Source organism: Pseudomonas sp. GWSMS-1, from assembly GCF_049847425.1.
Taxonomy (GTDB): Bacteria; Pseudomonadota; Gammaproteobacteria; order Pseudomonadales; family Pseudomonadaceae; genus Aquipseudomonas.
Genome location: NZ_JBMHHV010000005.1, coordinates 2,936,447 through 2,963,059 on the forward strand (window position 1 = coordinate 2,936,447; position 26,613 = coordinate 2,963,059).

The window sequence follows — 26,613 nt, forward strand, 5'->3', positions numbered from 1 at the left end:
ATGCAGTCTGCCGATGTCGCTCACGCCAACCCCTGATTCAGTTACCGACCGCCCGCTGCTGGATACCCGCTATAAAGTGGAAACGCCGGAAGGCATCGACCTGATTTTGCGGCCGGCGGGCTTGGTACCGCGTGCGCTGGCGTTCAGCATCGACCTGCTGATTCGCGGCGCACTGCTCGGCGTGTTATTTGCAGCCCTGGCGCTGCTCGGCCAATTCGGTATGGGCCTGGGTACCATCCTGCTGTTTCTCGTGACCTGGTGGTACATGGTGCTGTTTGAAGTGCTCAACCAGGGCCGCTCACCCGGCAAACAACTGATGGGCCTGCGGGTGATTCATGATGATGGCACGCCCGTTGGCTGGGCCGCTTCGCTGACCCGTAACCTACTGCGCTTCGTCGACATTCTGCCCTTCGGCTACACCTTGGGCATTCTGAGCTGCCTCAATCATCCGGCCTTTAAACGCTTGGGCGATATCGCTGCCGGCACACTGGTGGTTTATCGCGATGAGCCGCCTACTACCCCGCAACGACCGCAAGCCGAACCGCTGCGTGCGCCATTCAGCATGAGCCTGGCTGAACAACGCGCCCTGCTCAGCTTTACAGAACGTGCACAGGGCCTCTCCAGCGCGCGCCGCCAAGAACTCGCGGGCCTGCTTGCCGAGCCATTGCAAGTGCCCGCCGAGCAGGCTGAACAACAGATCCACGGCATTGCCCGTGGACTTTTAGGCCCGACATGAAGCAGAGCCTGTTTGAAAACCAGCACCAGGCCGAGTGGCAGGCATTTAACGCACTGCTCACAGCGCTTGAACGCGGCAAAGCGGACAGCCAGCAGTGCAAAGGCTTTGCCGCGGCTTATCGGCGCCTGTGCCAACACCTCGCTCTGGCGCAGAGCCGGGGTTACAGCAGCCACCTGATCGAGCAATTACAGCGTTTGGCCATGCGCGGTCACCAGCAGTTCTATCGCCACCGCAGCCCACTGGGTGGCCAGTTGCTCGGCTTTATCCTCGCAGGCTTTCCACGCTTGGTCAGGGCTGAATGGCGCTTTGTCGTCGCCGCCAGCCTGCTGTTCTTCGGTAGCCTGCTGCTGATGGGCACGCTGGTGTACCACTTCCCCGATCTGGTTTACGGCGTGATGCCACCCGACCAAGTCGCCGAGATGGAAAAGATGTACGACCCCGATGCCCGGCGCATCGGCCGCTTTAGTGAGCGCGACTCCAGCGATGACTGGATGATGTTCGGCTACTACATCATGAACAACATTGGCATCGCCTTTCAGACCTTTGCCAGCGGCCTGCTGTTTGGCCTGGGTAGCCTGTTCTTCCTGCTGTTCAACGGCCTGATGATTGGCGCAGTGGCCGGCCACCTGACGCAGATCGGCTATGGCGAAACCTTCTGGTCCTTCGTCGTCGGCCATGGCGCCTTCGAGCTGACTGCCATTGCCCTGGCCGGTGCCGCCGGCCTGAAACTCGGCTGGGCGCTGCTGGTACCCGGCCGCCTGCCCCGCGGCGAAGCCTTGCGGGTGGCCGCCGGCAGCAGCGTACGGCTGGTCGGCGGAGTGATTGTGTTTCTACTGCTGGCTGCTTTTATCGAGGCCTACTGGTCATCCATGAGCCTGGCCAGCCACAGCGTTAAATACACAGTCGGCGGCGCGCTCTGGCTGCTGGTTCTGGCTTACCTACTGCTGGCTGGCCGAGGTGTGCATGCGCCTGACTGATGCCAGCGTGGTGATTCGTCCGCGCAGCGCCTGGGAAGCCATCGACCTCGGCGTACTGCTGGCCAAGCAACATGCTGGCCTGCTGATGCTCAGCTGGGCTTTGGTCACCCTGCCAATTTTCGCCCTGCTGTGCGTATTGCTCTGGGATTACCCTAGCATTGCCCTGTTGATTTTCTGGTGGCTCAAACCCGCCTATGAGCGCTTGCCGCTGTATATCCTTTCGCATGCGCTGTTTGGTGCAACACCGAGCCTCACGCAAGCCTTGAAAGCCCTACCCGGCCTGCTCAAACCGCAGTTGCTGGCGAGCCTGACATGGCGCAGGTTAAGCCCCACACGTAGCTTCGACATGCCCGTTATGCAGCTTGAGGGCCTGGCGGGCAAAGAACGCAGTCAACGCTTAATTGCCCTTGGCCAGCGTGATGCGGGTGGCGCGAGCTGGCTGACGATTGTCGGCATGCACCTGGAGATGGCGCTGTGGTTCGGCATGATCAGCCTGTTCTACATGCTTCTGCCGGCACAGATTGAGCTGAACTGGAGCTGGGAAAGCTTGATCAATGCTGCCGCCGGCGAATGGCTGTGGCTGGAGCACCTGTCCAATCTGATCTACGTCCTGCTGCTGATTCTATGGGAGCCCATTTACGTCGCCTGCGGTTTTACCCTCTACCTGAACCGGCGTACCGCTCTTGAAGCCTGGGACATTGAGCTGGTGTTCCGCCAGTTACGCCAACGCCTGACTGGCGTGGCCTATGCCCTGTTACTGGGTTTTAGCTTGCTGTTGCTGCAGGTGCCGAACAGTGCCATGGCGGCCGCCAGCAACTGCCCATTGCCGATTGAAGACCCCATGGGGCCAACGGCCGAACGCCTGCTCAAGCAACCCCTGACCAGCCTGGAGGCCCAGCAGAGCATCAGCCAACTGCTCGAGAAACCGCCCTTCGAACACCGTGAAACCGTCACCCGCTGGCGCTTCGGCGAAGAGCCTGAGGCGCCCAGCAAAACAGACGCTAAGGCGCTGGGCGAACTGCTGAAAGGGTTCCTCACGCTCACCCAATTATGGAAAAGCGTCGAGGCTGTAGCGCTGTTCTTCGAGGTGCTGTTGTGGGCCGCTCTATTTGGCCTGATCGCCTGGCTGTTGTGGCGTTACCGCGACTGGCTGAACGCCTTTGCCGGACGCCTGCGCGTGCCACGCGCGCCCAAATACCAGCCGCCGGAACAACTGTTTGGCCTGGAAGTGTCGCCGCAGAGCCTGCCAGCCGATATTCCCGGCGAAGTTGAACGGCTCTGGGATAAACAGCCACGCGCAGCCCTTGGTCTGCTCTACCGCGCCCTACTCAGCCGCATGCTGCATGAACAGCGCCTGCCGCTGAAAAGCGCGCACACCGAAGCCGAAGTACTGCAACGCGTGCAAACACTGCGGCAACAAGAACTCAGCCACTTCAGCCAGACGCTAACCCTTCACTGGCAGAACCTCGCCTATGGCCATCGACTGCCGCCCGCAGCACTCAAACAAGAACTGTGTAGCACCTGGCGACGACTGTTCGAGCAAGAGGCGCAGGCATGAAGCGGCGCATCCCATTTTTCATCGGCGCAGGCCTGCTGCTGGCCCTCGGTTTGCTGGGCATCTACCTGCTGGGCATGCTCACGCCGTATCAGGAAACCCTCGACCACGGCCCCTCGCCCGAGGCGCAGGCCAACCCTTACCTGGCGGCCGAGCAGTTCCTGCGCAAGCAGGGCCTGCAGGTCCAACGCGCCGACGGTCTGGAAGCCCTCAAAGACCTGCCGAGCGCCGGGCAAACCCTGTTACTGCTCGGTGACCGCAGCCGAATGACGCCCAAGCAGGCCGAACGTCTGCTGGCCTGGGCCGCCAAAGGTGGCCACCTGTTATTTGTCGCCGAACGTTTGTGGGATGAAGACGAAGGTAAAAGCGGCGACCTGCTGCTCGACAGCCTAGGCATTCAGCAGTATCAGAGTGAAGACCTCGACGACCAGGATAGCGCCGCCACAGCTGAGCAGGGCCGTGCAGAAGATACGTATGACGCCGAAGCAAAGGCCCAATCAGCCGCTGACGACGACAACGCCTACCCGGAACTGACCCAGCTCTACCTGGAAAACGAAGACGCACCGGCTTATTTCAACTTCGACACTGACTTCCACCTCTACGACGCCGAAAACCGCGCCCACGCCTGGGCCAACAGCGATGCGGCCACGCACCTGCTGCAGCTCTACCGTGGCGATGGTTTGATCAGCGTGGTCAGCGACAGTTGGATCTGGCAAAACCAAAGCATCGGCGAATACGACAACGCCTGGCTGCTGTGGTACATGACCCAAGACAGCCAGGTGACTCTGCTCTACCGCGCCGACCGCGATGACCTGATCAGCCTGCTGCTTGAGCACTTTCCACACGCCCTGGTCGCCCTGGCGCTGCTGCTGGCATTCGGCCTATGGCACCTGGGCATGCGCCAGGGTCCGCTGCAGCTACCCGCCAGCAGACATCGCCGACAGCTGCAGGAACACCTGCGCGGCAGCGCCGATTTCCTGCTGCGCCACAACGGCCAGCACAGCCTGCTGCACGGTTTGCAGCAAGACATCCAGCGCCGCGCCCGGCAGCGTCATCCCGGCTTCGAACGCCTCGCAGTGGCCGAGCAATGGCAAACCCTCAGCCGCCTGACACGCCAGCCTTCTAGCGTTATCAGCCAAGCCATGCGGCCGCCGCCCAAGCAACGCCTGGCCGCCGCCGATTTCACCCGCCAGGTCGCCAACCTGCAAACCCTCAGGAATGCCCTATGACGAGCGAACACACACCCGAACTGCCGGACAGCGCAATCGAACCGGCGGCCGTAGCCACCGAGCCCGTCAGCGAGATACCGGCTGCGGCACCCGCGCCAGCTGCCCCGGCAGCCACTGCGGCCAATCCGAATGCTCAGCGTCAACGCGCCAGCCAGTTGGCTCAGGCGCTGCACGCTGAGCTACAGAAAGCCCTGATCGGTCAGACGGCGGTGATTGACGACGTGCTCAGCGCGCTGATCGCCGGCGGCCATGTGCTGATTGAGGGCGTTCCTGGCCTCGGCAAAACCCTATTGGTTCGCGCCCTGGCGCGCTGCTTTGGCGGCGAGTTTGCACGCATCCAGTTCACCCCTGACCTGATGCCCAGCGACGTCACCGGCCACGCCGTGTACGACCTGCAGAGCGAGCAATTCAAGCTGCGCAAAGGCCCGGTGTTCACCAACCTGCTGCTGGCGGATGAGATCAACCGTGCGCCGGCTAAAACCCAGGCGGCGCTGCTGGAAGTCATGCAGGAGCGCCAAGTCACCCTGGAAGGTCGCGCCCTGAACGTACCGCTGCCCTTTATGGTGCTGGCCACGCAAAACCCGATCGAGCAGGAGGGCACCTACCCGCTGCCAGAAGCCGAGCTCGACCGCTTTATGCTCAAGCTGCGCATGGACTACCCCGAGCAGAGCGAAGAGCTGAACATGGTTCGTCAGGTGGCGCGCTCAAGCAAAGCCGACATGCTCGAAGTCACGCCGCTGCGCACTTTGCTGCAAGCCCGCGATGTGCAGGCGCTGCAGAAGATTGCCAGCGACCTGCCAATTGACGAGCAGGTACTCGACTACGCCGTGCGCATCGCCCGTGCAACGCGCAGCTGGCCAGGCCTGGCGATCGGCGCCGGACCACGCGCTTCGATTGCCCTGGTACGGTGCGGGCGGGCCCGCGCACTGCTGCGCGGCGGCGACTTCGTTTTGCCGGATGATATCAAGGGCTGCGCCCTGGCTGTGCTGCGTCACCGCGTGCGCCTCTCGCCCGAGCTGGATATCGAAGGGCTGTCGGTGGATCAGGTGCTGCAACAACTGCTCGACCAGGTTGCGGCACCGCGCCTATGAAATCTGCAGTGCAAGGCGCAACGGCATGAAACCCTCACGCACGCTACTGACGCTGCTGGCCGGCCTGTTTGTCCTCGGCATTGCGCTGGGTATCTGCAGCGCCCTGGGCGTTGCCGTGCCGCGCAGCGTTAGCCCGATTTACTGGGGCTTGCTGCTGGTACTGCTCGGCCTGACGCTGACCGACGCCCTGCTGCTGCGCCAAGTGCTCTCGCCGCGCATCGAGCGCCAGCTACCCGGTAATCTACCGCTCGGGCGCTGGAGCGACGTGCGGCTAAATCTGCACCACAGCTATAACCGTGTGCTGCAGGTGGAGGTATTTGATCATCTGCCCGGCGACATGGCCTTCGAGCACCTGCCACTCAAAGTTGAACTGCACCCCGGCGAACAGACCCAGGTCAGCTACCGCGTGCGTCCGCTACTGCGTGGGCATTTTCATTTTCCGCAGTGCGAAATCAGCCTGCCCAGCCCCATGGGCCTGTGGTGCGCCCGCCGTTATCTACCAGTAGTCGGTGAGACCCGCGTCTACCCAGATTTCGCCCGCCTGTACGGCGCGCAATTGATGGCAGTGGATGACTGGATCAGCCAACTTGGCGTGCGCCAGCAACAGCGCCGCGGCCTCGGTCAAGAGTTTCACCAACTGCGCGAATTTCGCGACGGTGACACCCTGAGGCAGATCGACTGGAAAGCCACCGCGCGCAAACGCACGCCAATTGCCCGCGAATACCAGGATGAGCGCGACCAGCAGATCGTCTTCCTGCTCGACTGCGGGCGGCGCATGCGCAGCCAGGACGGCGAACTGTCGCACTTCGATCACGCCCTCAACGCCTGCCTGCTGCTCAGCTATGTCGCGCTGCGCCAGGGCGATGCAGTGGGCCTGTCGACCTTTGCCGGCGAACAAAACCGCTTCCTTGCGCCGGTCAAAGGCCAGGCGCAGCTAAATGTGCTGCTCAACGCCCTGTACGACCTGCGCAGCACCCAGCAACCAGCAGACTTCAACGCCGCAGTGGAAAACCTGCTCAGCCGCCAACGCCGTCGCGCTCTGGTGGTACTGGTGACCAATCTGCGCGATGAGGATGATCAGGCGCTGCTCGGCGCGGTTAAGCGCCTAAGCCGCCAACACCGTGTGCTGGTCGCCAGCCTGCGCGAAGAAGTGCTGGATACCTTGCGCCACACCCCAGTAGAGGACCTGTCCAGCGCCCTGGACTACTGCGGCACCCTGGACTACCTGAACGCCCGCGCCGGCCTGCACGAACGCTTGCTGGCCAATAAGGTGCCCGTGCTGGATGCGCGCCCGAGTGAACTGGGGCCGCAACTGGTAAGCAGCTATCTGGCCTGGAAAAAAGCCGGCGTGCTGTAAGAGTCCGGCCAGGATCTGCTGCGCATCGGCGATACGGCGTTAGAAATGGCCTCGGGTTGCTCATTTACAACCAGTAAACTCCGCGCCCTCGGCCATTTCTGCCTTGTCTCGCTCTAGCTCGCGAGATCCGAAACTGTTTGGCGCGCGCTAACCCTATAGCCACGTCACGTGCTGCTCCAGCGGAAAGCGCAGACGTGGGTTGTACACACCCTTCTCACCCTGCTTGCCCACTGCCAGCAGCATAATCGGCATGGCCTCACGCGGGATGCTCAGAGTTTTGCGCAGGCGCACTTCATCAAAGCCTTCCATAGGGCAAGTGGCATAGCCATGACTCTGGAAGGCCAGCATCAGGTTCTGCGCCGCCAATGCCGTGGACTTAACGGCCCAGATACGCATCTGCGCACGGCTGTTGGGCGCACGCATCAGTGGCTTACGCCAAGCGGCTATACGCAGTAGCTGGCGCTTGAAAAAGCCCAGCAGCCCAAACGGCCCTTGGTTGTACTGAAAGGGCGCGGTCTTGTTATAGAAGCTGCGAATCCGCGCTGGCACCTGCGGCTCAGGCCAATAGTCGATGATGTGTTGGCAGGCCTGCTTCCAGGTGTCTGGACGCGCCAGCACGGCGATGATCAGCGGCGCCTTGGCCGCATTCTGACTCATGCAAACAGGGTGCAGGCGAGCCAAAAGCGCCGGATCGCGAATCACCTGAAAACTCCAGGGCTGCAGGTTGCAGGAGTTGGGCGCCAGCACCGCCAGCTCCAAGCAGTCGCGCACGACATCATCGGGCACAGGCTCAGCGGTAAAGCGGCGCACCGCGCGGCGACGTTCGATCAGCTCGCGCAGCGCAGCAGGGCTGGCGGGGACAGTGGCAGGGTCAACGGGGAACAGGCTCATCGTGGTCATCCTTAGCAGATAAACCAATTAAGCCGTGCTGATTGGCTACGGACAACCCATGTGCGGGCTTAGTCCGCAGCCTTGGCGCAAATGGCCTGTTAGCCCAAGGCCTTTTCGATCGCCTGAATGATGCTCGGATCATCCGGCGTGGTGCGTGGGGAGAAGCGTGCCAGTACGCGGCCGTCATGCCCCACCAGAAACTTCTCGAAGTTCCAGGTGATATCGCCAGGAAACTCGGCCCCCTCGCCCGCCAACAGGCGATACAACGGATGGCGATCCGCGCCGTTCACCTCCAACTTGCTGGCCATGGGAAAGCTGACGCCGTAGTTGAGACTGCAGAACTCACGGATCGCCTCTTCGTCATCCGGCTCCTGCTCAGCAAACTGGTTGCACGGCAAACCCAGCACGCTAAAGCCTTGCTCCTTGAACTGCTGATAAAGCTTTTCTAGCCCTGCGTATTGCGGTGTTAGGCCGCATTTGGAGGCCACATTGACCACCAACACTACCTGCCCCTTGAAGGGTGCCAGCGGCAACGCTTGGCCATCTAGCGCGCGCAGGTTGAGGTCGTGAAAGGCACTCATGGTTAACTCCTTAAAAACACAGGTTTAGGGCGAGAGACGAAATGCGCTGAAGCCATCTTAACGTCGCCCAGCAAAAGCCCGCAGGGTGCCGGCCATGAATGGCAGGCCATAAAAAAGGCACCTATCAAAGGTGCCTTTGTTGTATTTCAGCTTAGCAGTCGAGCCGGTAATTGATACGACCATAAGTCGAATTACAGCGCCGACATAAGGCTGAAACTTAGTGCTGGTGACCACCTTCGCCATGGACATGGCCATGGGCAACTTCTTCTTCGCTGGCATCACGCACTTCAACAATCTTGACCTTGAAGTGCAGGCGCTGACCGGCCAGTGGGTGATTGCCGTCAACGATTACGTCATCGCCGTCGAGGTCACGGATAGTGACGATCTGCATGCCGCCGTCCGGGCCGGAAGCGTGGAACTGCATGCCGACTTCCAGCTCATCCACACCTTCGAACATCGAACGGTTGAGGGTCGCAACCAGCTCAGCGCTGTATTCGCCATAGGCGTCTTGCGGCTCGACGATAACGTCCAGCTCATCACCAACCTGCTTACCCAGCAGGGCTTTTTCCAGGCCGCCGATGATGTTGCCAGCACCGTGCAGATAAACCAGCGGCGCGCCGCCTGCGGAACTGTCGATCACCTCACCGGCATCGTTAGTCAGGGTATAGTCGATGGAGACGGCCTTATTGGCGGCGATCAGCATGGGGCAGGACCTTTTGCTTGAAAATAAAGAGCGGGCGAGTTTACCGAAGGGCGCGCCTGAAAGCGAACCGGACACAGACGGACGGCCATGCATGGCATTAGTGCGCGCGCTTGATTTTCGTCAGGATGAGCACGGCGATTGGCTGGCAGTATTGTCCTGCGGCCATACCCAACACGTGCGCCATCAGCCGCCCTGGCAAAACCGTGCCTGGGTGCTGGATGCCACACAGCGCAACGCGCAACGGGGTAAACCCTTTCGCTGCGGCTGGTGTGCGACCGAACATGACGCCAACGAGGCGAGCACCGAACGCTCGCAGGATGATTTAAACAAGGAGCGGTAAATGCCCGCACGCAACATTCTGGTGATTAACTGCGGCAGTTCGTCGATCAAGTTCGCTTTAGTCCACGAAGAGCACGCGCCATTCGCCCTGAGCGGTATCGCCGAACGGCTGGGCAGCGCCGATGCGCAGGTGCATTGGCAACAGGATGGCAACAAGCAGAGCTTGCTGTTGCCGCACGCGGACCATCGCGCAGCCCTCGTCGAAGTGTTACCGCTGATCCAGGCGGCCGCGGGCGCCCAGCTGCAGGGGATTGGCCATCGTGTGGTGCATGGCGGTGAGCACTTCACCGCCGCCAGCAAGCTGGATGACTCAAGTATCGCCGCGATCCGCGCCACCGCCGCCTTGGCGCCGCTGCACAACCCGGCCAACCTGCTCGGTATCGATGCGGCCATCAAGCTGTTCCCACACCTGCCTCAAGTGGCGGTGTTTGATACTGCATTCCACCAAACCCTGCCCGAACACGCCTATCGCTATGCCCTACCGGAGCCGCTGTACCGTGAGCACGGTGTGCGCCGGTATGGCTTTCACGGCACCAGCCACCGCTTTGTCAGTCAACACGCCGCGCAGATGAGTGGGCTACCGATCCATGCCAGCAGCTGGCTGGTCGCACACCTGGGCAACGGTTGTTCAACCTGCGCCATTGTCGACGGCCAAAGCCGCGACACCAGCATGGGCCTGACGCCATTGGAAGGCGTGGTAATGGGCACGCGCAGCGGCGATGTCGACCCTAACCTGCACAGCCATCTGGCACGAACGCTGGGCTGGAGCCTGGAGCAGATCGAAACCCTGCTTAATAAAGAGAGCGGGCTACTGGGTTTGTCCGGCCTGTCCAACGACATGCGCACCCTGGAGCAAGCCCGCGAACAAGGCCATACCGGCGCGACGCTGGCCATTGAGGTGTTCTGCTATCGCCTGGCCAAATCCCTGGCGGCCATGAGCTGCGCCCTGCCACAACTCGACGGGCTGATTTTTACCGGCGGCATTGGTGAGAACTCGGCGCTTATTCGCAGCAAGACCGTCGCCCACCTGAAATTGCTCAACTTGGCCCTCGACGACCAGGCCAACGCCCGCACCGTGCGCGGCGCGGCCGGCCCGATCCAGGCTCACAGCCACCCACGCGTGCTGGTCGTGCCGACCAATGAAGAACGACAGATTGCCCTCGATACACTGGCGCTACTCGACGCCTAACGGAGCCCCTATGCACACCTTTTTTATTGCCCCCACCGGTTTCGGTGTCGGCCTGACCTCAATCAGCCTCGGCCTAGTGGGCGCTCTGGAACGCGCCGGCCTCAAGGTTGGTTTCTTCAAACCCATCGCCCAGCCACATCAGGGCGACATGGGCCCTGAACGCTCCAGCGAGTTGATCGCCCGCACCCACGGCCTGCACTCACCCAAACCGTTGGCCCTGGCGCATGTTGAACGCATGCTCGGTGATGGCCAGCTGGATGAACTGCTGGAAGAAATCATCAGCCTCTACCAACAAGCGGCTGAGGGTAAGGACGTCGTCATCGTCGAAGGCATGGTGCCGACTCGCCAGGCCAGCTATGCCGCGCGCGTCAACTTCCACCTGGCCAAGAGCGTGGATGCCGAGGTGATTTTGGTCTCCGCCCCGGAGCAGGAAAACCTCAGTGAATTAATTGATCGCGTGGAAATCCAAGCCCAGCTGTTTGGCGGACCGAAAGACGCCAAAGTACTCGGGGTAATCCTTAACAAGGTGCGCAACGAGGATGGCATCGAGGCGTTCACCAGCCGCCTGAAAGAACTCTCGCCGCTGTTCAAGAGTGATGACTTCCGCCTGCTCGGCTGCATTCCCTGGCAGGACGAGCTAAACGCCCCGCGCACCCGTGACATCGCCGACCTGCTCGGCGCGCGGGTGCTCAATGCCGGCGATTACGAACAGCGGCGCATGCTCAAGATCGTGCTCTGCGCCCGCGCGGTGGCCAACACCGTGCAACTGCTCAAGCCCGGCACGCTGGTGGTGACGCCGGGTGATCGCGACGACATCATTCTCGCCGCCAGCCTCGCGGCGATGAACGGCACGCCCCTGGCCGGCTTGTTGCTGTGCAGCGACTTTGCCCCTGACCCACGCATCATGGAACTGTGCCGCGGTGCATTGCAGAGCGGCTTACCGGTAATGACGGTGAGCACTGGCTCTTACGACACCGCGACCAACCTCAACCGCCTGAATAAGGAAATCCCAGTCGACGACAAAGAGCGCGCCGATACGGTCGCCGACTTCGTCGCCAGCCACATCGACCACGAATGGCTATTTACCCGCTGTGGCACACCGCGCGAGCTGCACCTGTCGCCGCCCGCGTTCCGCTATCAGTTGGTGCAGCGCGCCAAAGCGGCGAACAAACGCATTGTTCTGCCGGAAGGTAGCGAGCCACGCACCGTGCAAGCCGCCGCGATTTGCCAGGCGCGCGGTATCGCACGCTGCGTGCTGCTGGCCAAGCCAGAAGACGTGCACGCAGTGGCCCGCGCCCATGGCATCGCACTGCCTGAGGGGCTGGAAATTCTCGACCCGGACCTGATCCGTGAAAGCTATGTCGAGCCCATGGTCGAGCTGCGCAAGGGTAAGGGGCTGAACGCGCCGATGGCCGCCGCGCAACTGGAAGACACCGTGGTGCTGGGCACCATGATGCTGGCCCTGGATGAGGTCGACGGCCTAGTTTCTGGCGCGATCAACACCACCGCCAACACCATTCGCCCGGCCCTGCAGCTGATCAAGACCGCGCCGGGTTACCAGCTGGTGTCGTCGGTATTCTTTATGTTGTTGCCTGACCAAGTGCTGGTGTACGGCGACTGCGCGGTAAACCCCGACCCGACAGCCGCTGAACTGGCAGAAATCGCCTTGCAAAGCGCCGCCTCGGCCAGCGCGTTCGGCATCACCCCGCGCGTGGCGATGCTCAGCTACTCCACCGGCGACTCTGGCAGCGGCGAAGAAGTCGAGAAAGTTCGCCAAGCCACACGCCTGGCACGTGCCATCAACCCAGACCTGCTACTCGACGGCCCGTTGCAATATGACGCGGCGGCGATCGAGAGTGTCGGCCGACAAAAAGCCCCCAACAGCCCGGTGGCCGGGCGCGCCACGGTATTTATCTTCCCCGACCTGAATACCGGCAACACCACCTATAAGGCAGTCCAGCGCAGCGCCGACTGCGTCAGTGTCGGCCCCATGCTGCAGGGCCTGCGCAAACCGGTGAACGACCTATCGCGCGGCGCACTGGTTGACGACATCGTCTACACCATTGCCCTGACCGTGATTCAGGCCGCCAACTTGCCGCACTGACCGGTTAATAGGCCTGAAAAGCCACGAACTGCGGGGATAAACGGCTCTTCGCATGGTTTGCAGTTCGGTGCACAAACGTTAACCTGTGCGCCGAACGATCGGTGGTGCAAAACCACCGACTTACACACCACGGGCGTACGCCCTATTTTCGGAGACACCGGCCCCCATGCTGCATTTTCTCCCGGCGCCACTGCGCGGCCTGCTTGCGGGCCTACTGCTTGCCCTGAACACCCTGATTTGCTGCTGGCCGCTGTTTATCGGGGCCCTGCTCAAGTTTCTGCTGCCCTTCGCGCAGGTCCATCGCGTGCTGCGTGCGGCCATGCATGCAACTGCCGAGTTCTGGATCTCCACCAACAAGTTCTGGATGCACCTGGTTGGCAATATCGAGTGGAATGTCGAAGGGCTCAAGGGCTTCGACAAGCAGCACTCCTACCTGGTGACCAGCAACCACCAGAGCTGGGTCGATATCCTGGTGCTGCAATACCAGCTCAACCGTCGTATCCCATTCCTGAAGTTCTTCCTCAAACAGGAGCTGATCTGGGTGCCGGTGATCGGCCTGTGCTGGTGGGCGCTGGAGTTCCCCTTTATGAAGCGTTTTAGTAAGGAATACCTGGCCAAACATCCGGAGAAGCGCGGTCAGGACCTGGCCACTACCCGAAAGGCCTGCGAGCGCTACAAGACCAACCCAGTGTCAGTGTTCAACTTCCTTGAAGGCACGCGCCTGTCGCCAACCAAGCACGCCCAGCAGCAATCGCCTTTTAAGCACCTGCTCAAACCCAAGGCCGGCGGCATTGCCTTTGTCCTGGACGCTATGGGCGAGCAACTGCATAGCCTGGTCAACGTCACCATCCACTACCCGCAAGGCGCGCCGGGGTTCTGGGACCTGTTGTGTGGAAGGATTAATCAGGTGGTGGTGCGCTTCGAAGAGGTGCAAATACCCAAGGCGTTTATTGGCGGCAACTACGACCAGGACGACGCTTATCGCCTGCAATTTCAGCAGTGGGTCAATCAGCTTTGGCTGGACAAAGACGCGCAACTGGATGAGCTTAAGCAGCGTTTTCCTGCTAAATGAAGTGTGAAGTAAGGTTAACGAAAGCCCGCCTACCCGGCGAGCCGTTCGCTTAATCTGTTGAAATTTTGAGGTGCATGGTCTTGTATGAGGCTATGCACCTCATCTTTTCAGGAGACAGCCATGGGGAAGAAATCTTCCCAAGGCCAAGCAGTCGAATCAGCGGATACGGCCAAGGCGAAAAATCCCCTCGCTGACGCAGATGGTGCACAAGCTGCTCGCAAGCAGCGCTCACCCGCAGCCCATCAGGGCATTCAGGTCAATTTCTGCAAAAATCCAATTTGCGCGAATTTTGGTTCGCCAGTAGGCGACAAGCTTTCTCGTTCCCAAAATCCATACCGAATCGCAGCCTCAGGAAAAGGCTTGCCGGTTGGTTATTGCTATAGCTGCAACGAAAGCTTTCCCCTGAAAAGTAACAAAGGTATCCATGAAGAGCTAGAGCGGATGTTGGCTTTCTTGGTTGAAGCCACGGTGCAATCTTGCTGCCCGGTTGACGGTTGTTCCAATCATGCAATGCCAGTCTCCAGCGGTAAGGCCTTCTACTCTGCATTTGGGGTGACCAGTACGGGCAGCCAACGTTACCTCTGCAAAGGCACGGTAGATGGCAAGCCATGCGGCAAAACCTTTTCCGTTGCCAGTAAATCAACCAGCCGCCAGCGCCTGACTCACAAGAACAAGAGCATCTTCAAGCTAATCGTCAACAAGGTGCCAGTGCGCAGGATTGCCGAAATTGAAGAAATCGCCCTGCAAACGGTCTACGACAAGATCGACTTTATCCATCGGCAGTGTTTGGCCTTCGCCAGTGAGCGGGAGTCGAAACTTCCTGATATGCCCATTCGTCGCCTGTACATCAGCGTGGATCGCCAGGATTACGTGATCAACTGGTCTCGGCGTGATGATCGGCGTAACACGGTGGTTTCGGCTGTTGCGTCAGCCGATAACACCAGTCAGTACATTTTCGCCATGCATCTCAATTTCGACCCTCGACTTGATCCAGAGGCCATTGAGGAGGATGCCAAGCAGATCGCCGACATCAACCTGCCGACTCCTCACCGTAAGTATGCAAGGCTCTGGATGGCCTCTGACTATTTAGCTTCCATGGCTGCATCGAAGAAATCCAAGGCATCTGGCAGCCTGGAAGGTGATATCGCTGCGACCTACTCCAGCTCTGAGAAGCGAGAGGATGTCGAAATCTCGGATGAGCCTACCAAAGACGAAAAGCTGCCGGATCGGGGCATGCAAACTCATTCCGAGTACACCCTGTACGGCCACTTCCTGTATTTGCGTCACCTGCTGGCCAGTGTCGAAAAGCTCAGGTTCTTTCTCGACCAGGACTCGGGGATGCGGGCGGCATGCTTGGCAGCGTTCCAAGAAGGAATCAAATCCCGTCGAGTCGATGCCTTTTACGTGAGGATCAACAAGATGATGACCGTGGATCAGAAGCGCAGGCTGATCAATGAGTCGAATAAGGCTATCGCCAAGGTGATGAAAGAGAATCTCGGCTTGAACAAGCGAGAGGCCGTCTTGATGCTGCTCAAGCAGCGTATCGAGGAGGCAAAGCTCATCGGAAAATGGAAGGATCGCTGGGTGTTTCACCCGCTGGCAACGATGAACGAGCCTGAAAAGGCCTTATGCCATCTGACCGACCTAGGTGACCTTGAGCCTGATCACGCAGCTTGGCTTTACAACAGAGCCAGCCTGCACGGTGTCGATTCGTACTTCAACCGAGTTAGGCGGCGTCAGTCGCTCCTGGAACGGGGCATTTCATCCCAATCGAATACTGGACGGGTCTGGAGTGGTTACGCGCCGTACAGCCCAAATCAGGTTCAAAAGCTGCTCGATATCCTGCGAGTGGTACAGAACTACGTGCTGAAGGGCGGTAAGGACAAGAAAACACCGGCTATGCGCCTTGGATTAGCCAAAGGCCCAGTGAAATACGAGGATATCCTGTACTTCACCGGGCCTTAGGTTTTCAACAGATTAAGCGAACGGCTCGCCTACCCGGCGGGCTTTTCATTGCGCGGTAGGTTGTGCCAATCCACTTGCGCAGGGAACGCATTGGCCTGCTCGACGCTCAGCCCCGGTGCAACCAGAAAGCCCTGCATGATCGCGCAGTCGTGTTGCGCCAGCCAATCGCGCTGAGCCATGGTTTCCACCCCTTCGGCGATTACCTCAAGCCCAAGATGCCGCCCTAGGTCGATGATGGTGCTGACCACTGCGGCATCACGGGGCGAGCCGAGCATGCTGCTGATAAACAGCCGGTCGATCTTCAGCGTATCCAGCTCGAAATGGCGCAAATAGGCCAGCGACGAGTAGCCGGTACCGAAGTCGTCAATCGCGATCTTCACCCCCAGCTGACGCAGCTGACGCAGTTGTTCACGACTGGTATCCAGGTCCTGCATCAGCGCGCTCTCGGTGACCTCCACCTCCAACTGCTGCGGTGCCAGTTGATGCTCATCCAGCACCCGACGTAAATCATTTACCAACTGCGGCATACCGAACTGCACCGGGCTGACATTCAAGCTGATCACCAGTTCGGAACCATAGCGCTGACTCATCTGCCGGCACTGTTCGACCCCGGCTTTAAATATCCAGCTGCCCAAGCGGTTGATCAGCCGTGTTTCCTCCAGCAGCGGGATAAACACCCCAGGGGCCACTGTACCGGCGACGCGATGCTGCCAGCGCAGCAAGGCTTCGAAACCACGCAGCCGCCCACTTTCAAGGTAGATCTGCGGCTGATAAACCAGTACGAAATCATCGTTCTCGATGGCTGTGCGCAAGCTTTCCTCGAGCATCAACCTTGAGCGCGCGCGGCCATTCATCTCCGGCGAGAAGAAGCGGTATTGCTGGCGCCCCGCTCGCTTGGCCTCGTACATGGCCATGTCTGCTGCACGTAACAAGGTTTCAACGCTTTGCCCACATTCAGGGAAGCAGGCAATGCCTACGCTCGCGCCCAGGGTTACATCAACACCGTCAAGCGTATGCCGTACCGAGACTTGCTCAATCAGTTTCTCAGCAATGCGTGCAGCATCTTCCGGGTGGTCCAGGCTGTCGAGTAAGGCTGTGAACTCATCACCGCCAATCCGTGCCAGGCAGTCATAGGAGCGCAAGCTTAGCTTGAGCTGCTCGCCAACCCGCTTCAACAACGAGTCACCGACATCGTGTCCGAGCGAGTCATTGATCCGTTTGAAACCGTCAAGGTCGAGGTAGAGCACAGCCATACGCTGGCCGCTCCGCTCGATACGCGATAACGCCGACTCCAGCGCCTGATAGAAACCCCGCCGGTTGAGTAGGCCCGTCAAACTGTCGGTAATCGCCTGGGACTCCAATTGCTGGTGCAAATGACGCTCCACCGACATATCCAACGCCATGATCACCATTGCACGCTGCAAACGCGGCAACGGCGAACAGGACAACGCAACCGGCACCTCACCGCCTCTCAGCGTGCGCAGATTGGCATCATGCTGGCGATAAACTTCGCCTCGACGCCAGCGCCGGTAAAACTCTGACATGCGCCACTCGCACGTCACCTGCGGGGCCAGCAGATAAGAGAGCATTTCACTGCCCTCCAAATCGCTGACCGTGCCGTCAAGCATGCGGGCCATGGCCGGGTTGGCAAAACTGATGCGGCCGTCCTCACGCACCACCATGATGCCTTCGGCAGCGTTGTCCAACACTGAGGCATTGAAGGCCCGCGCCGTATCCAGCTGCTGGGTTAGCTGCAGCAGTTCGCTGCGGTTGCGTTCATGTTCGAGCAGGGCGTGAATTTTATGGCGCAAGACACTGGAGTCGAACGGCTTGAGCATGAAATCCACCGCACCGGTGGCATACCCCTTTAGGACTGAATCCTGAGTCTGGGCGATGGCGGAGACGAAGATGATGGGGGTGTAGCGAGTACGCGGATTACCGCGCATCAGCCGGGCGACTTCGAAGCCATCCATAAATGGCATCTGCACATCCAGCAGGACCAGACCGACATCCTCTTCAAGCAGGCACTGCAAAGCGGCTTCGCCTGAGTCGACGCAACGCAACTCCCAGTCGCCATCTTCCAACAGGGCCTGCATGGCCTCCAGATTTTCCGGGCGGTCATCCACTACCAGCAGAACCTGTGCAGCGGCTGTGACCTTGAGTTGCGCATGGGCCATACAGTTCCCCTTGTCCCTGGCGAGTGCCTTTCGGCTCCTGTTGCAATTCAGGTTAGCAGGCTGCAGAAAAACTACTCAGGCGGTTCATCCGCTGCAGCGGATGAACCGCCGGGCGTGTCGGTCGCTGCCAGCCAGCGCCTCAATAATTCCAACAAGGCCTCACGACTTATCGGCTTGGCTAAATAGTCGTCGGCACCGGCGGTGATGCACTTCTCCCGGTCGCCTTTCATGGCATGGGCCGTCAACGCAATGATTGGAATACGGCAGGCATGCTCGGTTTTCAGCAATCGAGTCGCGGTATAGCCGTCCATGACCGGCATGGCCATGTCCATCAGGATCAAGTCGAACGGTTCACGCTCATAACACTCAATCGCTTCCTGGCCGTCCTTAGCCGAACTGATGATCAACCCCACCTCGTCGAGCAAGGCCGTCAGGGCATAAACATTGCGTACATCATCATCGACCAAAAGAATCCGCCGACCTTCTAGCGGGTTTTCAACCCTCGACACACCTAATCGCGCAGGGTTACGCACATCGCCGAGAAAACCCTGCACCGCCTCACTCAGCGCCTGCATGTCCTCGCCATGCTTGTGCACCACTACCGCACTGTAACGGCGCAGGCGCTGCAAGGCCTGACGGGTGACATCAATACCGGTGTTGATCACCACCCGCGCATCATTGAGCGGGCGTTGCCGATTAAGTGTTTCCAACAGTTCAAAACCATCCTGATCGGGTAGATCAAGATCAATCACCAACGCGCTGAACGCGCCCGTGGCGTAAGCCTGCTGTGCCTCATCGGCCCGCGCACAGGCCTGCACGGTAAAGCCCATATGCTGCAGGTGCTCACGGTAATGCTCGCGCTCAACCTCGACATCCTCCACCAGCAGCAAGTGCTGCGCCGGCTGCTGGCCGAGCACCTGCAGATCGTCAAAAACCTTCTCCAGGTCTGCAAGCTGGATCGGCTTGACCAGATAGCGTGTGCTGTCATCGCTCCAGTCCGCCGGTTGCGGTACGCAAGAGATGATATGCACCGGCGTATCCCTGTAACTGGCATGGCTGCGTAGATTGCGAAACAATTGCCAGCCGCTGATATCGGGTAACAGAATATCTAGAATGACCGCACTGAAGCGCTCACCTTGCAGCAGGCCAAGTGCCTGCTTGCCGGAGCGGCAATGCACACTGGCAAAGCCATGCGCGTGCGCTTCCTCTGCCAGCACCATGGCAAAATCTACATCGTCCTCAACAATCAGCACAGCCGGCCCCACGCCAGTGCGTAGCGGCGCGTCTGCCACGGTTTGCACCTGCTCCTGCGCCATCACCCTTACCGGCAGGCGCACGGTAAAGCAGGAGCCCTCGCCCAGCGCACTTTGCAGAGTGATGTCACCGTCCATGGCCAGCACCAACTGACGCGTGATCGCCAACCCCAGCCCGGTGCCACCAAAGCGCCGACTGGTAGAACCGTCGATCTGCTGGAAGGCTTGGAATATCTGTTCATGCTGCTCAGGGGCGATACCCATGCCGCTGTCGCGCACACTGAAATTCAGCAGTTCATACCCCTCCTCCGGCTCACCGGCGGCACAAGACACAGTCAGGCTGACTTCACCGTGCTCGGTAAACTTCAGGGCATTGGAGAGCAAATTGCGCAGAATCTGATGCAAGCGTACGCGGTCACTGTGAATCACCCGCGGCACGCCCGCCTCCAACTGGGTGTGCAGGCGCAGGCCTTTAATCTCCGCCATGGGCCGCAGGCCGGCATCCAGCTCGACCAGAATATCCTGCATATTCAACGGCTCTATTTTCAGCTGCATGCGCCCGGACTCAACCTTGGCCAGATCGAGCACGTCGTTGATCAATTGCAGTAGATCACTGCCCGCGCGGTGCACGATGTCAGCATGCTTGGCCTGCTTCTCGGTCAGATTGCCCGCGCTATTGAGACGTAATTGATCGCTGAGTATCAGAATACTGTTGAGCGGCGTGCGCAGCTCATGGGACATATTGGCGAGAAACTCTGACTTGTAGCGGTTGGCCAGCATCAGCTGATCGGCCTGATCGCGCAGGCGTTGCTCGGCGGCCTTACGTTCGCTGATGTCAATGATCACCGCTTGCACCAACGCCTCTTCGCCACTGCGTATGGGCGACAGCCCCACCTCAAGGGGGATCAGGTGACCGTCGCGATGCTGGCCAAACAATTCACGGTTACTGCCCATGCGTCGAGGCTCTGGATTGTCCTGGTAGGCCTTACGCTGCGGCACGTGGCTATGGCGCAAATCAGTCGGCAAGAGCATTTCAACGGGCTGTGACAGCAACGTCTCACGGTCATAGCCAAAAAGCTGCTCGGTCTGGCGGTTGACCATGGCGATACAGCCTTGGCTGTCCACCAGCACAATAGCGTTGGGCGAGGCTTCGACCACGAGACGAAAGCGCTCCTCGGCACCTTTGCGGGCTCGTAAATCGACGAGGTTGATCAGGTAGTTCACCCCAGTCGAATCACCCAGCACGCTCACACTCAGAGCAACCGGCAGCTCGCCCCGCGCTCAGGACGAACCTGATACTCATGAGCCGACTCGGGCGTGTCATGGTCAATCGCCAACGTGCTGAGTTGCCCAACTGTCGGTAGAAAGCGCCTTACGCGCTCACCGAGCAAGCTCGCCGGCGTCGAATCGAGCAGTTCCGCAGCGCTGCGATTCGCCATCTCGATGCGCCCCTCGGCATCGCATAACAGGGTGGCCACCGGCAAGAGCTCAACCAGCAGGCGAAAACGCTCTTCGCGCTCACGCAATTGCTCCGTCGCCAGCTGATTGGCCACTAACTCACGTTCACGTAAATACAGATACCCACCGATTAACAGCGCCAGCAGTGCGGCCGCCGCCAAGCTCAGCCACAGACGCAGGCTGCTGGCCTGGTTGAGTTGCTCGGCGTCATAAACGGCAGTACTGCTGACTTCGAGCACCCAGTTACGGCCGTACAGTGGTAGCTCCAGCACATGGCGAAACGCCGGGGGTGCTGTTGCGCTGGAGGTTTCACCTCTGAGCAGGAGCGTCTCCGGCGCTTGCTTATCGGTGAGGACGATCGCAAAACGACTGGCCTGCGCGCCCAGGATGCCGAACATCAAATCCTGGCTGCGAAATGCGGCATGCACCATGCCTAATAGTGCCGCACGGCGCTCTTCCACCGTATTCAACGGTTTATCCGGCTTATACACCGGCAAATACAGCAACACGCCCGCTTGAATATTTTCCTTGGTTTCCTGGCGGAGTGTGACCGGTGCACTGAGGGTCGCGACGCCACTATCAATAGCCTGCTCAATGGCCGTTTGCCGCACTGTCTCACTGAGCATGTCAAACCCTAGCACCCGCCGATTTCGCCAATCCAGCGGACTGATGTACTCGATGAGTAAGTACTGCTCTCGCGGCCCAGACGGAAAGAACAATGGTCTATCACGGTCTATTCCCTGCTCTTGCGCAACAAGCTTTTCAAGCTGATCCGCTAGCAAATAACGCGACCACGCTAGCGCCTGAATACCCGGGTAGCGATCCTGTAACTGCAGCTGATCCATGGCCCGCTCCCACTCAACCGAGGAGACGTATTCGCTACCAGTCATCAAGCCTGACGTCCCGCGCAGCACCATTTCATAGGACTGCATGCGACTGAGGACCCGCTGACTGACGTCCTGTACATCAAGCTCGAAGCGCAGCTGACGCTGCTCGTGCTCTCGCTGCTCGAGGGCGCGCCATTGCCAGAGTGACAGGCCGCTTAGACCAACCAGGAGAATCAGGGTGACCCAAATGGGTAGCCAGGGTTTGCGAGGGGTAACAGCAAGCCGGTCGTCCATGCGATCTCCAATCTTCATCCATGTAAGGCGCAAACTGTTGCACCACGGCGGCGGGATTTAAGTAACCCCTGTCAGCAGTCTAGTCAGGTATTAAAGGCGCGCTCTCTGGATCCCGGTTAAACACCACGCGCCCAACTAGCAGACATAAAAAAGCCGCGCATTCGGGCGAATGCGCGGCTGTTAGACGTACGCAGCAGTTACAGCGGACGCAGGTTGATTTCAACCCGACGGTTCTGCGCGCGGCCTGCTTCAGTGGCATTACTGGCAATCGGCTGGTTAGGGCCCGCGCCATAAGACGACAACCGTGAAGCGGGAACACCATTGGCGCTCAGGTAAGAGGCGACACTCTGCGCACGGCGATTGGAGAGATTCTGGTTCAACTCAAGGGAGCCGGTGCTGTCGGTATGGCCGACGATATCGACGCCATTCTTGTTGAATTCCTTAAACACGGTAACCAAGGAGTTTAGGGTTGGGTAAAAGCTGCTGGAGATATCCGCCGAGTTGCTGGCGAAGGTGATATTGCCCGGCATGATCAGCTTCAGGTCATCGCCATTGCGCTGTACCTGCACGCCAGTGCCTTGCAGGGTCTGGCGCAGTTTGGCTTCTTGGGTGTCGACGTAATAGCCGTAACCACCACCGGCCGCGCCACCGACAGCAGCACCAATCAAAGCACCCTTGCCGCGATCCTTTTTGCTCGATGTGGCCGCGCCAATCACCGCCCCGGTAACAGCACCGACACCACCGTAGATGCCCGCCTTGCCTGCCTCGCGCTCACCGGTATAGGGGTTGGTGGTACAGCCGGCGAGCACGCCAAGACCGAGGGTGACCACTGCAAGATTTCGCCATAGGTTCATGCGTGCTTCCTTATATTTCAATTAGATACGAGCTTTCGCTTGGCGTTTAGAGCCGAAATAACGCGCAAAGTTCCTTTCCAGGCGATGCAGCACGCTAACAGGGCGCGGCAGCTATGCGCGAACAAACGGATTATCACGCATTTCATCGCCCAATCGCGTGTCGGCACCATGGCCGGTCACGACGGTGGCGTCTTCATCCAAACAATACAGCCGCTGCTTGATCGAGCGTTCGATAGTGGTGTAATCGCCGCCCCACAGATCAGTACGGCCGATACCACGCTTGAACAGCGTGTCTCCCGCAATCAGCAGCTTGTCCTGCGGGAACCAAAAACTCATCGAGCCGGGCGTGTGCCCTGGGGTGTGCAGCGCCACGCCACATCCGCAATCGAGCGCCTGATCGTCGCTCAGCCACTGATCCGGCGCGGGGACCGGCGTGTAAGGCACGCCAAACATGCGGCACTGCATTTCGAGGCTATCCCAGAGGAACTGATCCTCTTTATGCAGGTGCAGAGTCGCACCAGTCAGCGCCTTCATCTGCCCAGAGGCGAGAAAGTGATCCAGGTGCGCATGGGTATGAATGATGCTGACCACTTTGAGGCCATGGGCTTCGAGGCGCGCCATGATCAACTCGGGGTTGCCACCCGGATCAATCACAATCGCCTTCTTGCTCAGCGGGTCACCAATGATCGTGCAGTTGCACTGCAAAGGCCCAACAGGGAAGGTTTCGCGGATTAGCGCGGGTTGAGCGGTTTGCATGAAGACTCCAGCAGATTAAATGGCACGGTTACGGTTACGGCACGCCAACATAGGACACTCGGTCACAATGGTTCTTGCAGCGGCATGCTCAAACAAGTGCTAAAGGGTGACGCCAACCACCCCATCCGCTCAAGAGCCAGTCTGCAATACAGGCCCGCTCCTGCAGCGCAAGCCGCCTAGACGGAGTCGTCACCTAGTAGGCAGCTGAATCAGTGCAGCAGTCCCAGGCTCTTGGCGCGCGCCACTGCTTGGGTTCGCCGCTCGACCCCTAGCTTGCTATTGATGTGCCGCGCGTGGGTTTTCACTGTATGCAACGAGATAAACAACCGCTCACTGATTTGCTGATTGGAACAGCCTTGGGCGATCAACTCCAAAACCCCCAGCTCACGCACGCTCAGCGCATCGACGAGCGTTGCATCGTCTTCTTCAGGAGCGGTCGCCTGCGCAGTAAGCGGTAGATGCTGCAGCAAGGCGTCAATCAAGGGACTCGCATCCAGCGCCAGCAATTGTTCGCGCAGCCACTCGGGGTGCTGGCTCAAAACGTCGTAGAAGGGCAGCAGGCCACCCCTGCGGCGCTCTGCAAAGCACTGCACAGGTGTTGCTGCGCCTCACGCTCACGCCCGCCATCCCGCAGCATGGCTGTCAGCTGCATCTGCGCAATGGCCCCCAGCAGCTGACCACCGGCGTTATGCGCCAGCTGACTCAGCCCACGCAAGCGCCGTTCGGCCTGCTCCGCTTCGCCCTGCAGGCGCTCGTAGGTGGCCAGGTGTAACTGAATATGCAGCGGCAGTTGCGGATGGAATTCAGGCGCGGCAGCCGCCTGCTCGCCGCCATAGGCATCCAGCAGGCGACTCAACCAAACACCGGCCAATTCACGCTGATCCTGGCGTAACCACAGCTCGCACTTCGTCAGGGTGATCATTGCCAGGTAGTAGATCGGTGGAATATCCCAGATATGCATCAGCCGCTCGGCCTCGGCCAAATGGGCAAATGCCTCCGACAAATTGCCACTGCGACCCTCCAGGCTAGCCAGCACGCAGTAACCGATCAGCACACTGATATCACGACAATTGCGCGCCTCAGCAATTCCGGCCAGAAGCTTCTGCCGTGCCTGCTGGGGCTGCAGGCGCAAGCTCAACAGATGGCCTTCATACAGGGTCAATCGTCCGCGCACCGCGTACTGTCGCCGCGCCGGCAAATTATCAAGGCGTTGCAGGCCCAGACGGACTTCATCCAGCGCTCGGAGTACTTCCCCCGCGCCTGCAGAACCCGCGCCCGGTCGTAATGAGCCAGGGCTTCAAACAGCGGGTTACCGACCCGCTGCGCCAACTCCAACGCCTCGCGATTCAGCCCGCGCGCGCGCCATAGGTCCCCGTGCACAATCGCCAGGTTGGCCAGACTGGACAGGCACATCAGCCGCTGACCATAACGGTCCAGTGGCAGACAACTTAGCGCTTCACTGCAATAGGCCTGCGCCTTGGCACTGTCGCCACGACCACGGGCAATCACGCCGCTCAGGGCGAGCCATTGCGCCAACAAGCCCTCCTGCTCAGCGCTGTCGCGTGCAGGTAAAAAACTCCCAAGCTGCAAAAGAAGCTCCTCGGCCGCATCCAGCTGGCAGGCCAACGCCAATGCCCAGCCGTATAACAAGATCAAACGCGGGGTACTGGTCAGAAGGCTGTCGGGCAAATCCATCTTCCAGCGCAGCAACGTGGCGACGTTCTGCTCAGCCAGTAGCTGCTCCTCGGAGAGATTCTGCACCAGGTTGGCCGCCACATCCGGCTGACCAGCCCGTAGCGCCTGCTCAATGGCTTCATCCAGCAGCCCTTCGCCGCTGAACCAGCGACACGCCCGCAAATGCAAACCGGTCGACGGCTGCGGACGGCTGCGCAGCAAGTCGGAAAACAGATGGTGATAGCGAAACCATTTACCCTGCTCATCCAGCGGCACCAGAAAAACCTGATGCGCCTGCAGATGGCGAAGAATCGCAGCGCTGTCATGGGCATCGCGCAGGGCATCACAGAGTTCGGCGCAGAAGCGCTCCTGGCTGGCCGTCTCATAGAGAAAGGCTTGTACCTCTGCGGGTTGCCGCTCGATCACTTCCTCCAGCAGATAGTCATGAATGAGCCCATCACCGCCCTGGGCCAACGTCGACAGTACGCCAGATGCCTGCGCCTCACTGGCAGCCAGTGACCACAAGCGCAAGCCCGCCACCCATCCTTCGCTGCGCAGTAGCAGGACCGCTAGCGCCTCTGCGGACAACTCAGAGCCCTGCAAGGCAAGCAATTCGGTACTTTCGCTGTCGCTAAGACGCAGGTCCTGCTCGTGCAACTCCAGCAGTTGCCGCGATAGGCGCAAACGGGACAAATGCCAATCAGGGCGCTGGCGACTGGTTACCAGCATCACCAGCCCTGGCGGCAGGTGATTTAGAAAAAACTGCAGGCAACGGTCGAGAACCGGACCTTGGGCCAAATGGTAATCGTCCAACACCAGCAACAGCGGCTGCTGTGGGTTAAGGCGCAGCGTCAGCTCATCGAGCAGACCATCAAGCCACTCTTCGAAAGCAAACGGTTGATGCCGCTGGCGCAAACGTAATAACCCCAGCGCTTCCTTGCCGACACCGGGGAAGAACGGCTGCAGGCCGCTGAGCAAGCGCTCAAGAAAACGCCCGGGGTCACTGTCGCGCGAGCTCAAGCCCAGCCACAGGCTTTGCCACTGCTCGGGCAAATGTTCACAAAACTCAATGGCCAGTGAGCTTTTACCAAACCCAGCCGGCGCGCTAACCAATAGCAGGCGCCCTGCCAAGCCGCCCAGCAAACGCTCACACAGCGCTGGGCGCGGTACATAACGGGCGGGTAGCGGCGGCCGATAGAAATGCCCGCCCAATACATTGGGCGCGGCAACTAAGCCAGAAATGGGATAGAGATCAGTCATCAGCTGTTTTCTTATAGTAGTCAGACAGAGGCACTAGCGATCTCTAGCAGCCTAGCGGCTTGGTACACGCATTTGAAGCCCTTGCGGCGATCAGGCGGGATACAGTAATGATTAGTCATACATAGGCTGCATTTTTATCAGCATCGTGCAGCTATATGGAAATTGAGAAAACACTTTTACGCCTTCAAGTGAAGGCGCTCAGATTGGTCGTTTGGGATACCAAGGCATAAAAAAACCGGCCCTATTGGGCCGGTCTTTTATGCAGTTTTAC

General features: G+C 59.7%; 20 protein-coding genes and 2 pseudogenes. 11 read left to right on the forward strand and 11 right to left on the reverse strand.

The features are described 5' to 3' along the window. Positions 1-13: 13 nt before the first annotated feature. The 6 genes from ACEPAJ_RS17525 to ACEPAJ_RS17550 are packed head-to-tail and all read left to right on the forward strand — an operon-like array spanning position 14 to position 6,945. A complete protein-coding gene (locus ACEPAJ_RS17525) occupies positions 14-736 on the forward strand; it encodes an RDD family protein (protein WP_425916568.1) in 723 nt (240 codons plus the stop codon). Beyond that, the gene (locus ACEPAJ_RS17530; RefSeq protein ID WP_425916570.1) at positions 733-1,713 is read left to right on the forward strand and encodes a stage II sporulation protein M; all 981 of its coding nucleotides are present in this window, start codon (positions 733-735) and stop codon (positions 1,711-1,713) included. Before ACEPAJ_RS17525 ends, ACEPAJ_RS17530 begins: the two co-directional genes overlap by 4 nt. After that, complete coding sequence (locus tag ACEPAJ_RS17535) at positions 1,700-3,271, forward strand: DUF4129 domain-containing protein (protein WP_425916572.1); 1,572 nt, start codon at positions 1,700-1,702, stop codon at positions 3,269-3,271. Before ACEPAJ_RS17530 ends, ACEPAJ_RS17535 begins: the two co-directional genes overlap by 14 nt. Next, positions 3,268-4,497 (forward strand): DUF4350 domain-containing protein, encoded by a 1,230-nt coding sequence (locus tag ACEPAJ_RS17540; RefSeq protein ID WP_425916574.1) that lies wholly within the window; start codon positions 3,268-3,270, stop codon positions 4,495-4,497. Before ACEPAJ_RS17535 ends, ACEPAJ_RS17540 begins: the two co-directional genes overlap by 4 nt. After that, positions 4,494-5,588, forward strand: a complete 1,095-nt coding sequence (locus ACEPAJ_RS17545) for an AAA family ATPase (RefSeq protein WP_425916576.1) — start codon at positions 4,494-4,496, stop codon at positions 5,586-5,588. Before ACEPAJ_RS17540 ends, ACEPAJ_RS17545 begins: the two co-directional genes overlap by 4 nt. 25 nt (positions 5,589-5,613) lie before the next feature. Then, positions 5,614-6,945: a DUF58 domain-containing protein gene (locus ACEPAJ_RS17550; protein ID WP_425916578.1), complete on the forward strand. Its 1,332-nt coding sequence runs from the start codon at positions 5,614-5,616 to the stop codon at positions 6,943-6,945. Between the two features lie 153 nt (positions 6,946-7,098). Here ACEPAJ_RS17550 and ACEPAJ_RS17555 read toward each other — a convergent pair whose 3' ends face one another. The 4 genes from ACEPAJ_RS17555 to ACEPAJ_RS17570 all read right to left on the reverse strand — a co-directional run bounded on the left by ACEPAJ_RS17555 (position 7,099) and on the right by ACEPAJ_RS17570 (position 9,120). Further along, the gene (locus ACEPAJ_RS17555; protein ID WP_425916580.1) at positions 7,099-7,836 is read right to left on the reverse strand and encodes a nitroreductase family protein; all 738 of its coding nucleotides are present in this window, start codon (positions 7,834-7,836) and stop codon (positions 7,099-7,101) included. 98 nt (positions 7,837-7,934) lie between these two features. After that, positions 7,935-8,417 carry a glutathione peroxidase gene (locus ACEPAJ_RS17560; RefSeq protein WP_274089620.1) on the reverse strand — a complete coding sequence of 161 codons (483 nt, stop codon included), beginning with the start codon at positions 8,415-8,417 and terminating at the stop codon, positions 7,935-7,937. A gap of 57 nt (positions 8,418-8,474) precedes the next feature. Continuing rightward, positions 8,475-8,672 (reverse strand): hypothetical protein, encoded by a 198-nt coding sequence (locus ACEPAJ_RS17565; RefSeq protein WP_425918155.1) that lies wholly within the window; start codon positions 8,670-8,672, stop codon positions 8,475-8,477. Then, entirely contained in the window at positions 8,635-9,120 is a 486-nt protein-coding gene (locus ACEPAJ_RS17570; protein WP_425916582.1) for an FKBP-type peptidyl-prolyl cis-trans isomerase, read from the reverse strand. The genes ACEPAJ_RS17565 and ACEPAJ_RS17570 overlap by 38 nt, the downstream gene beginning before the upstream one ends. Here ACEPAJ_RS17570 and ACEPAJ_RS17575 point away from each other — a divergent pair. The 5 genes from ACEPAJ_RS17575 (at position 9,089) to ACEPAJ_RS17595 (ending at position 15,789) form a co-directional block, all read left to right on the forward strand. Further along, positions 9,089-9,460 (forward strand): DUF3565 domain-containing protein, encoded by a 372-nt coding sequence (locus ACEPAJ_RS17575; protein WP_425916584.1) that lies wholly within the window; start codon positions 9,089-9,091, stop codon positions 9,458-9,460. The genes ACEPAJ_RS17570 and ACEPAJ_RS17575 overlap by 32 nt on opposite strands. After that, positions 9,461-10,648, forward strand: coding sequence for an acetate kinase (locus tag ACEPAJ_RS17580; protein ID WP_425916586.1), 1,188 nt, complete (start codon positions 9,461-9,463; stop codon positions 10,646-10,648). Positions 10,649-10,658: 10 nt separating this feature from the next. Beyond that, a complete protein-coding gene (pta, locus tag ACEPAJ_RS17585) occupies positions 10,659-12,752 on the forward strand; it encodes a phosphate acetyltransferase (RefSeq protein WP_425916588.1) in 2,094 nt (697 codons plus the stop codon). 166 nt (positions 12,753-12,918) lie between these two features. Then, positions 12,919-13,824, forward strand: a complete 906-nt coding sequence (locus ACEPAJ_RS17590; protein ID WP_425916590.1) for an acyltransferase — start codon at positions 12,919-12,921, stop codon at positions 13,822-13,824. Between the two features lie 120 nt (positions 13,825-13,944). Beyond that, positions 13,945-15,789, forward strand: coding sequence for a hypothetical protein (locus ACEPAJ_RS17595; RefSeq protein ID WP_223181899.1), 1,845 nt, complete (start codon positions 13,945-13,947; stop codon positions 15,787-15,789). 29 nt (positions 15,790-15,818) lie between these two features. Here the strand turns inward: ACEPAJ_RS17595 and ACEPAJ_RS17600 are convergent, their stop codons facing one another. The 7 genes and pseudogenes from ACEPAJ_RS17600 to ACEPAJ_RS17630 form a co-directional block, all read right to left on the reverse strand. Further along, positions 15,819-17,966, reverse strand: coding sequence for a putative bifunctional diguanylate cyclase/phosphodiesterase (locus ACEPAJ_RS17600; protein WP_425916592.1), 2,148 nt, complete (start codon positions 17,964-17,966; stop codon positions 15,819-15,821). A 71-nt stretch (positions 17,967-18,037) separates the two neighbouring features. Then, a pseudogene (locus ACEPAJ_RS17605) lies at positions 18,038-21,798 on the reverse strand (response regulator). Positions 21,799-21,995: 197 nt separating this feature from the next. Then, a complete protein-coding gene (locus tag ACEPAJ_RS17610; RefSeq protein WP_425916593.1) occupies positions 21,996-22,652 on the reverse strand; it encodes an OmpA family protein in 657 nt (218 codons plus the stop codon). 111 nt (positions 22,653-22,763) lie between these two features. After that, the gene (locus ACEPAJ_RS17615; protein WP_425916595.1) at positions 22,764-23,408 is read right to left on the reverse strand and encodes an MBL fold metallo-hydrolase; all 645 of its coding nucleotides are present in this window, start codon (positions 23,406-23,408) and stop codon (positions 22,764-22,766) included. A 209-nt stretch (positions 23,409-23,617) separates the two neighbouring features. Next, a pseudogene (locus ACEPAJ_RS17620) lies at positions 23,618-23,812 on the reverse strand (response regulator transcription factor); the annotation flags it as partial. A gap of 131 nt (positions 23,813-23,943) precedes the next feature. Further along, positions 23,944-24,570 (reverse strand): hypothetical protein, encoded by a 627-nt coding sequence (locus ACEPAJ_RS17625; protein ID WP_425916597.1) that lies wholly within the window; start codon positions 24,568-24,570, stop codon positions 23,944-23,946. Beyond that, on the reverse strand, positions 24,567-26,342 hold the full coding sequence (locus ACEPAJ_RS17630; RefSeq protein ID WP_425916599.1) for a hypothetical protein: 1,776 nt from the start codon (positions 26,340-26,342) through the stop codon (positions 24,567-24,569). The genes ACEPAJ_RS17625 and ACEPAJ_RS17630 overlap by 4 nt, the downstream gene beginning before the upstream one ends. Positions 26,343-26,613: the final 271 nt, after the last annotated feature.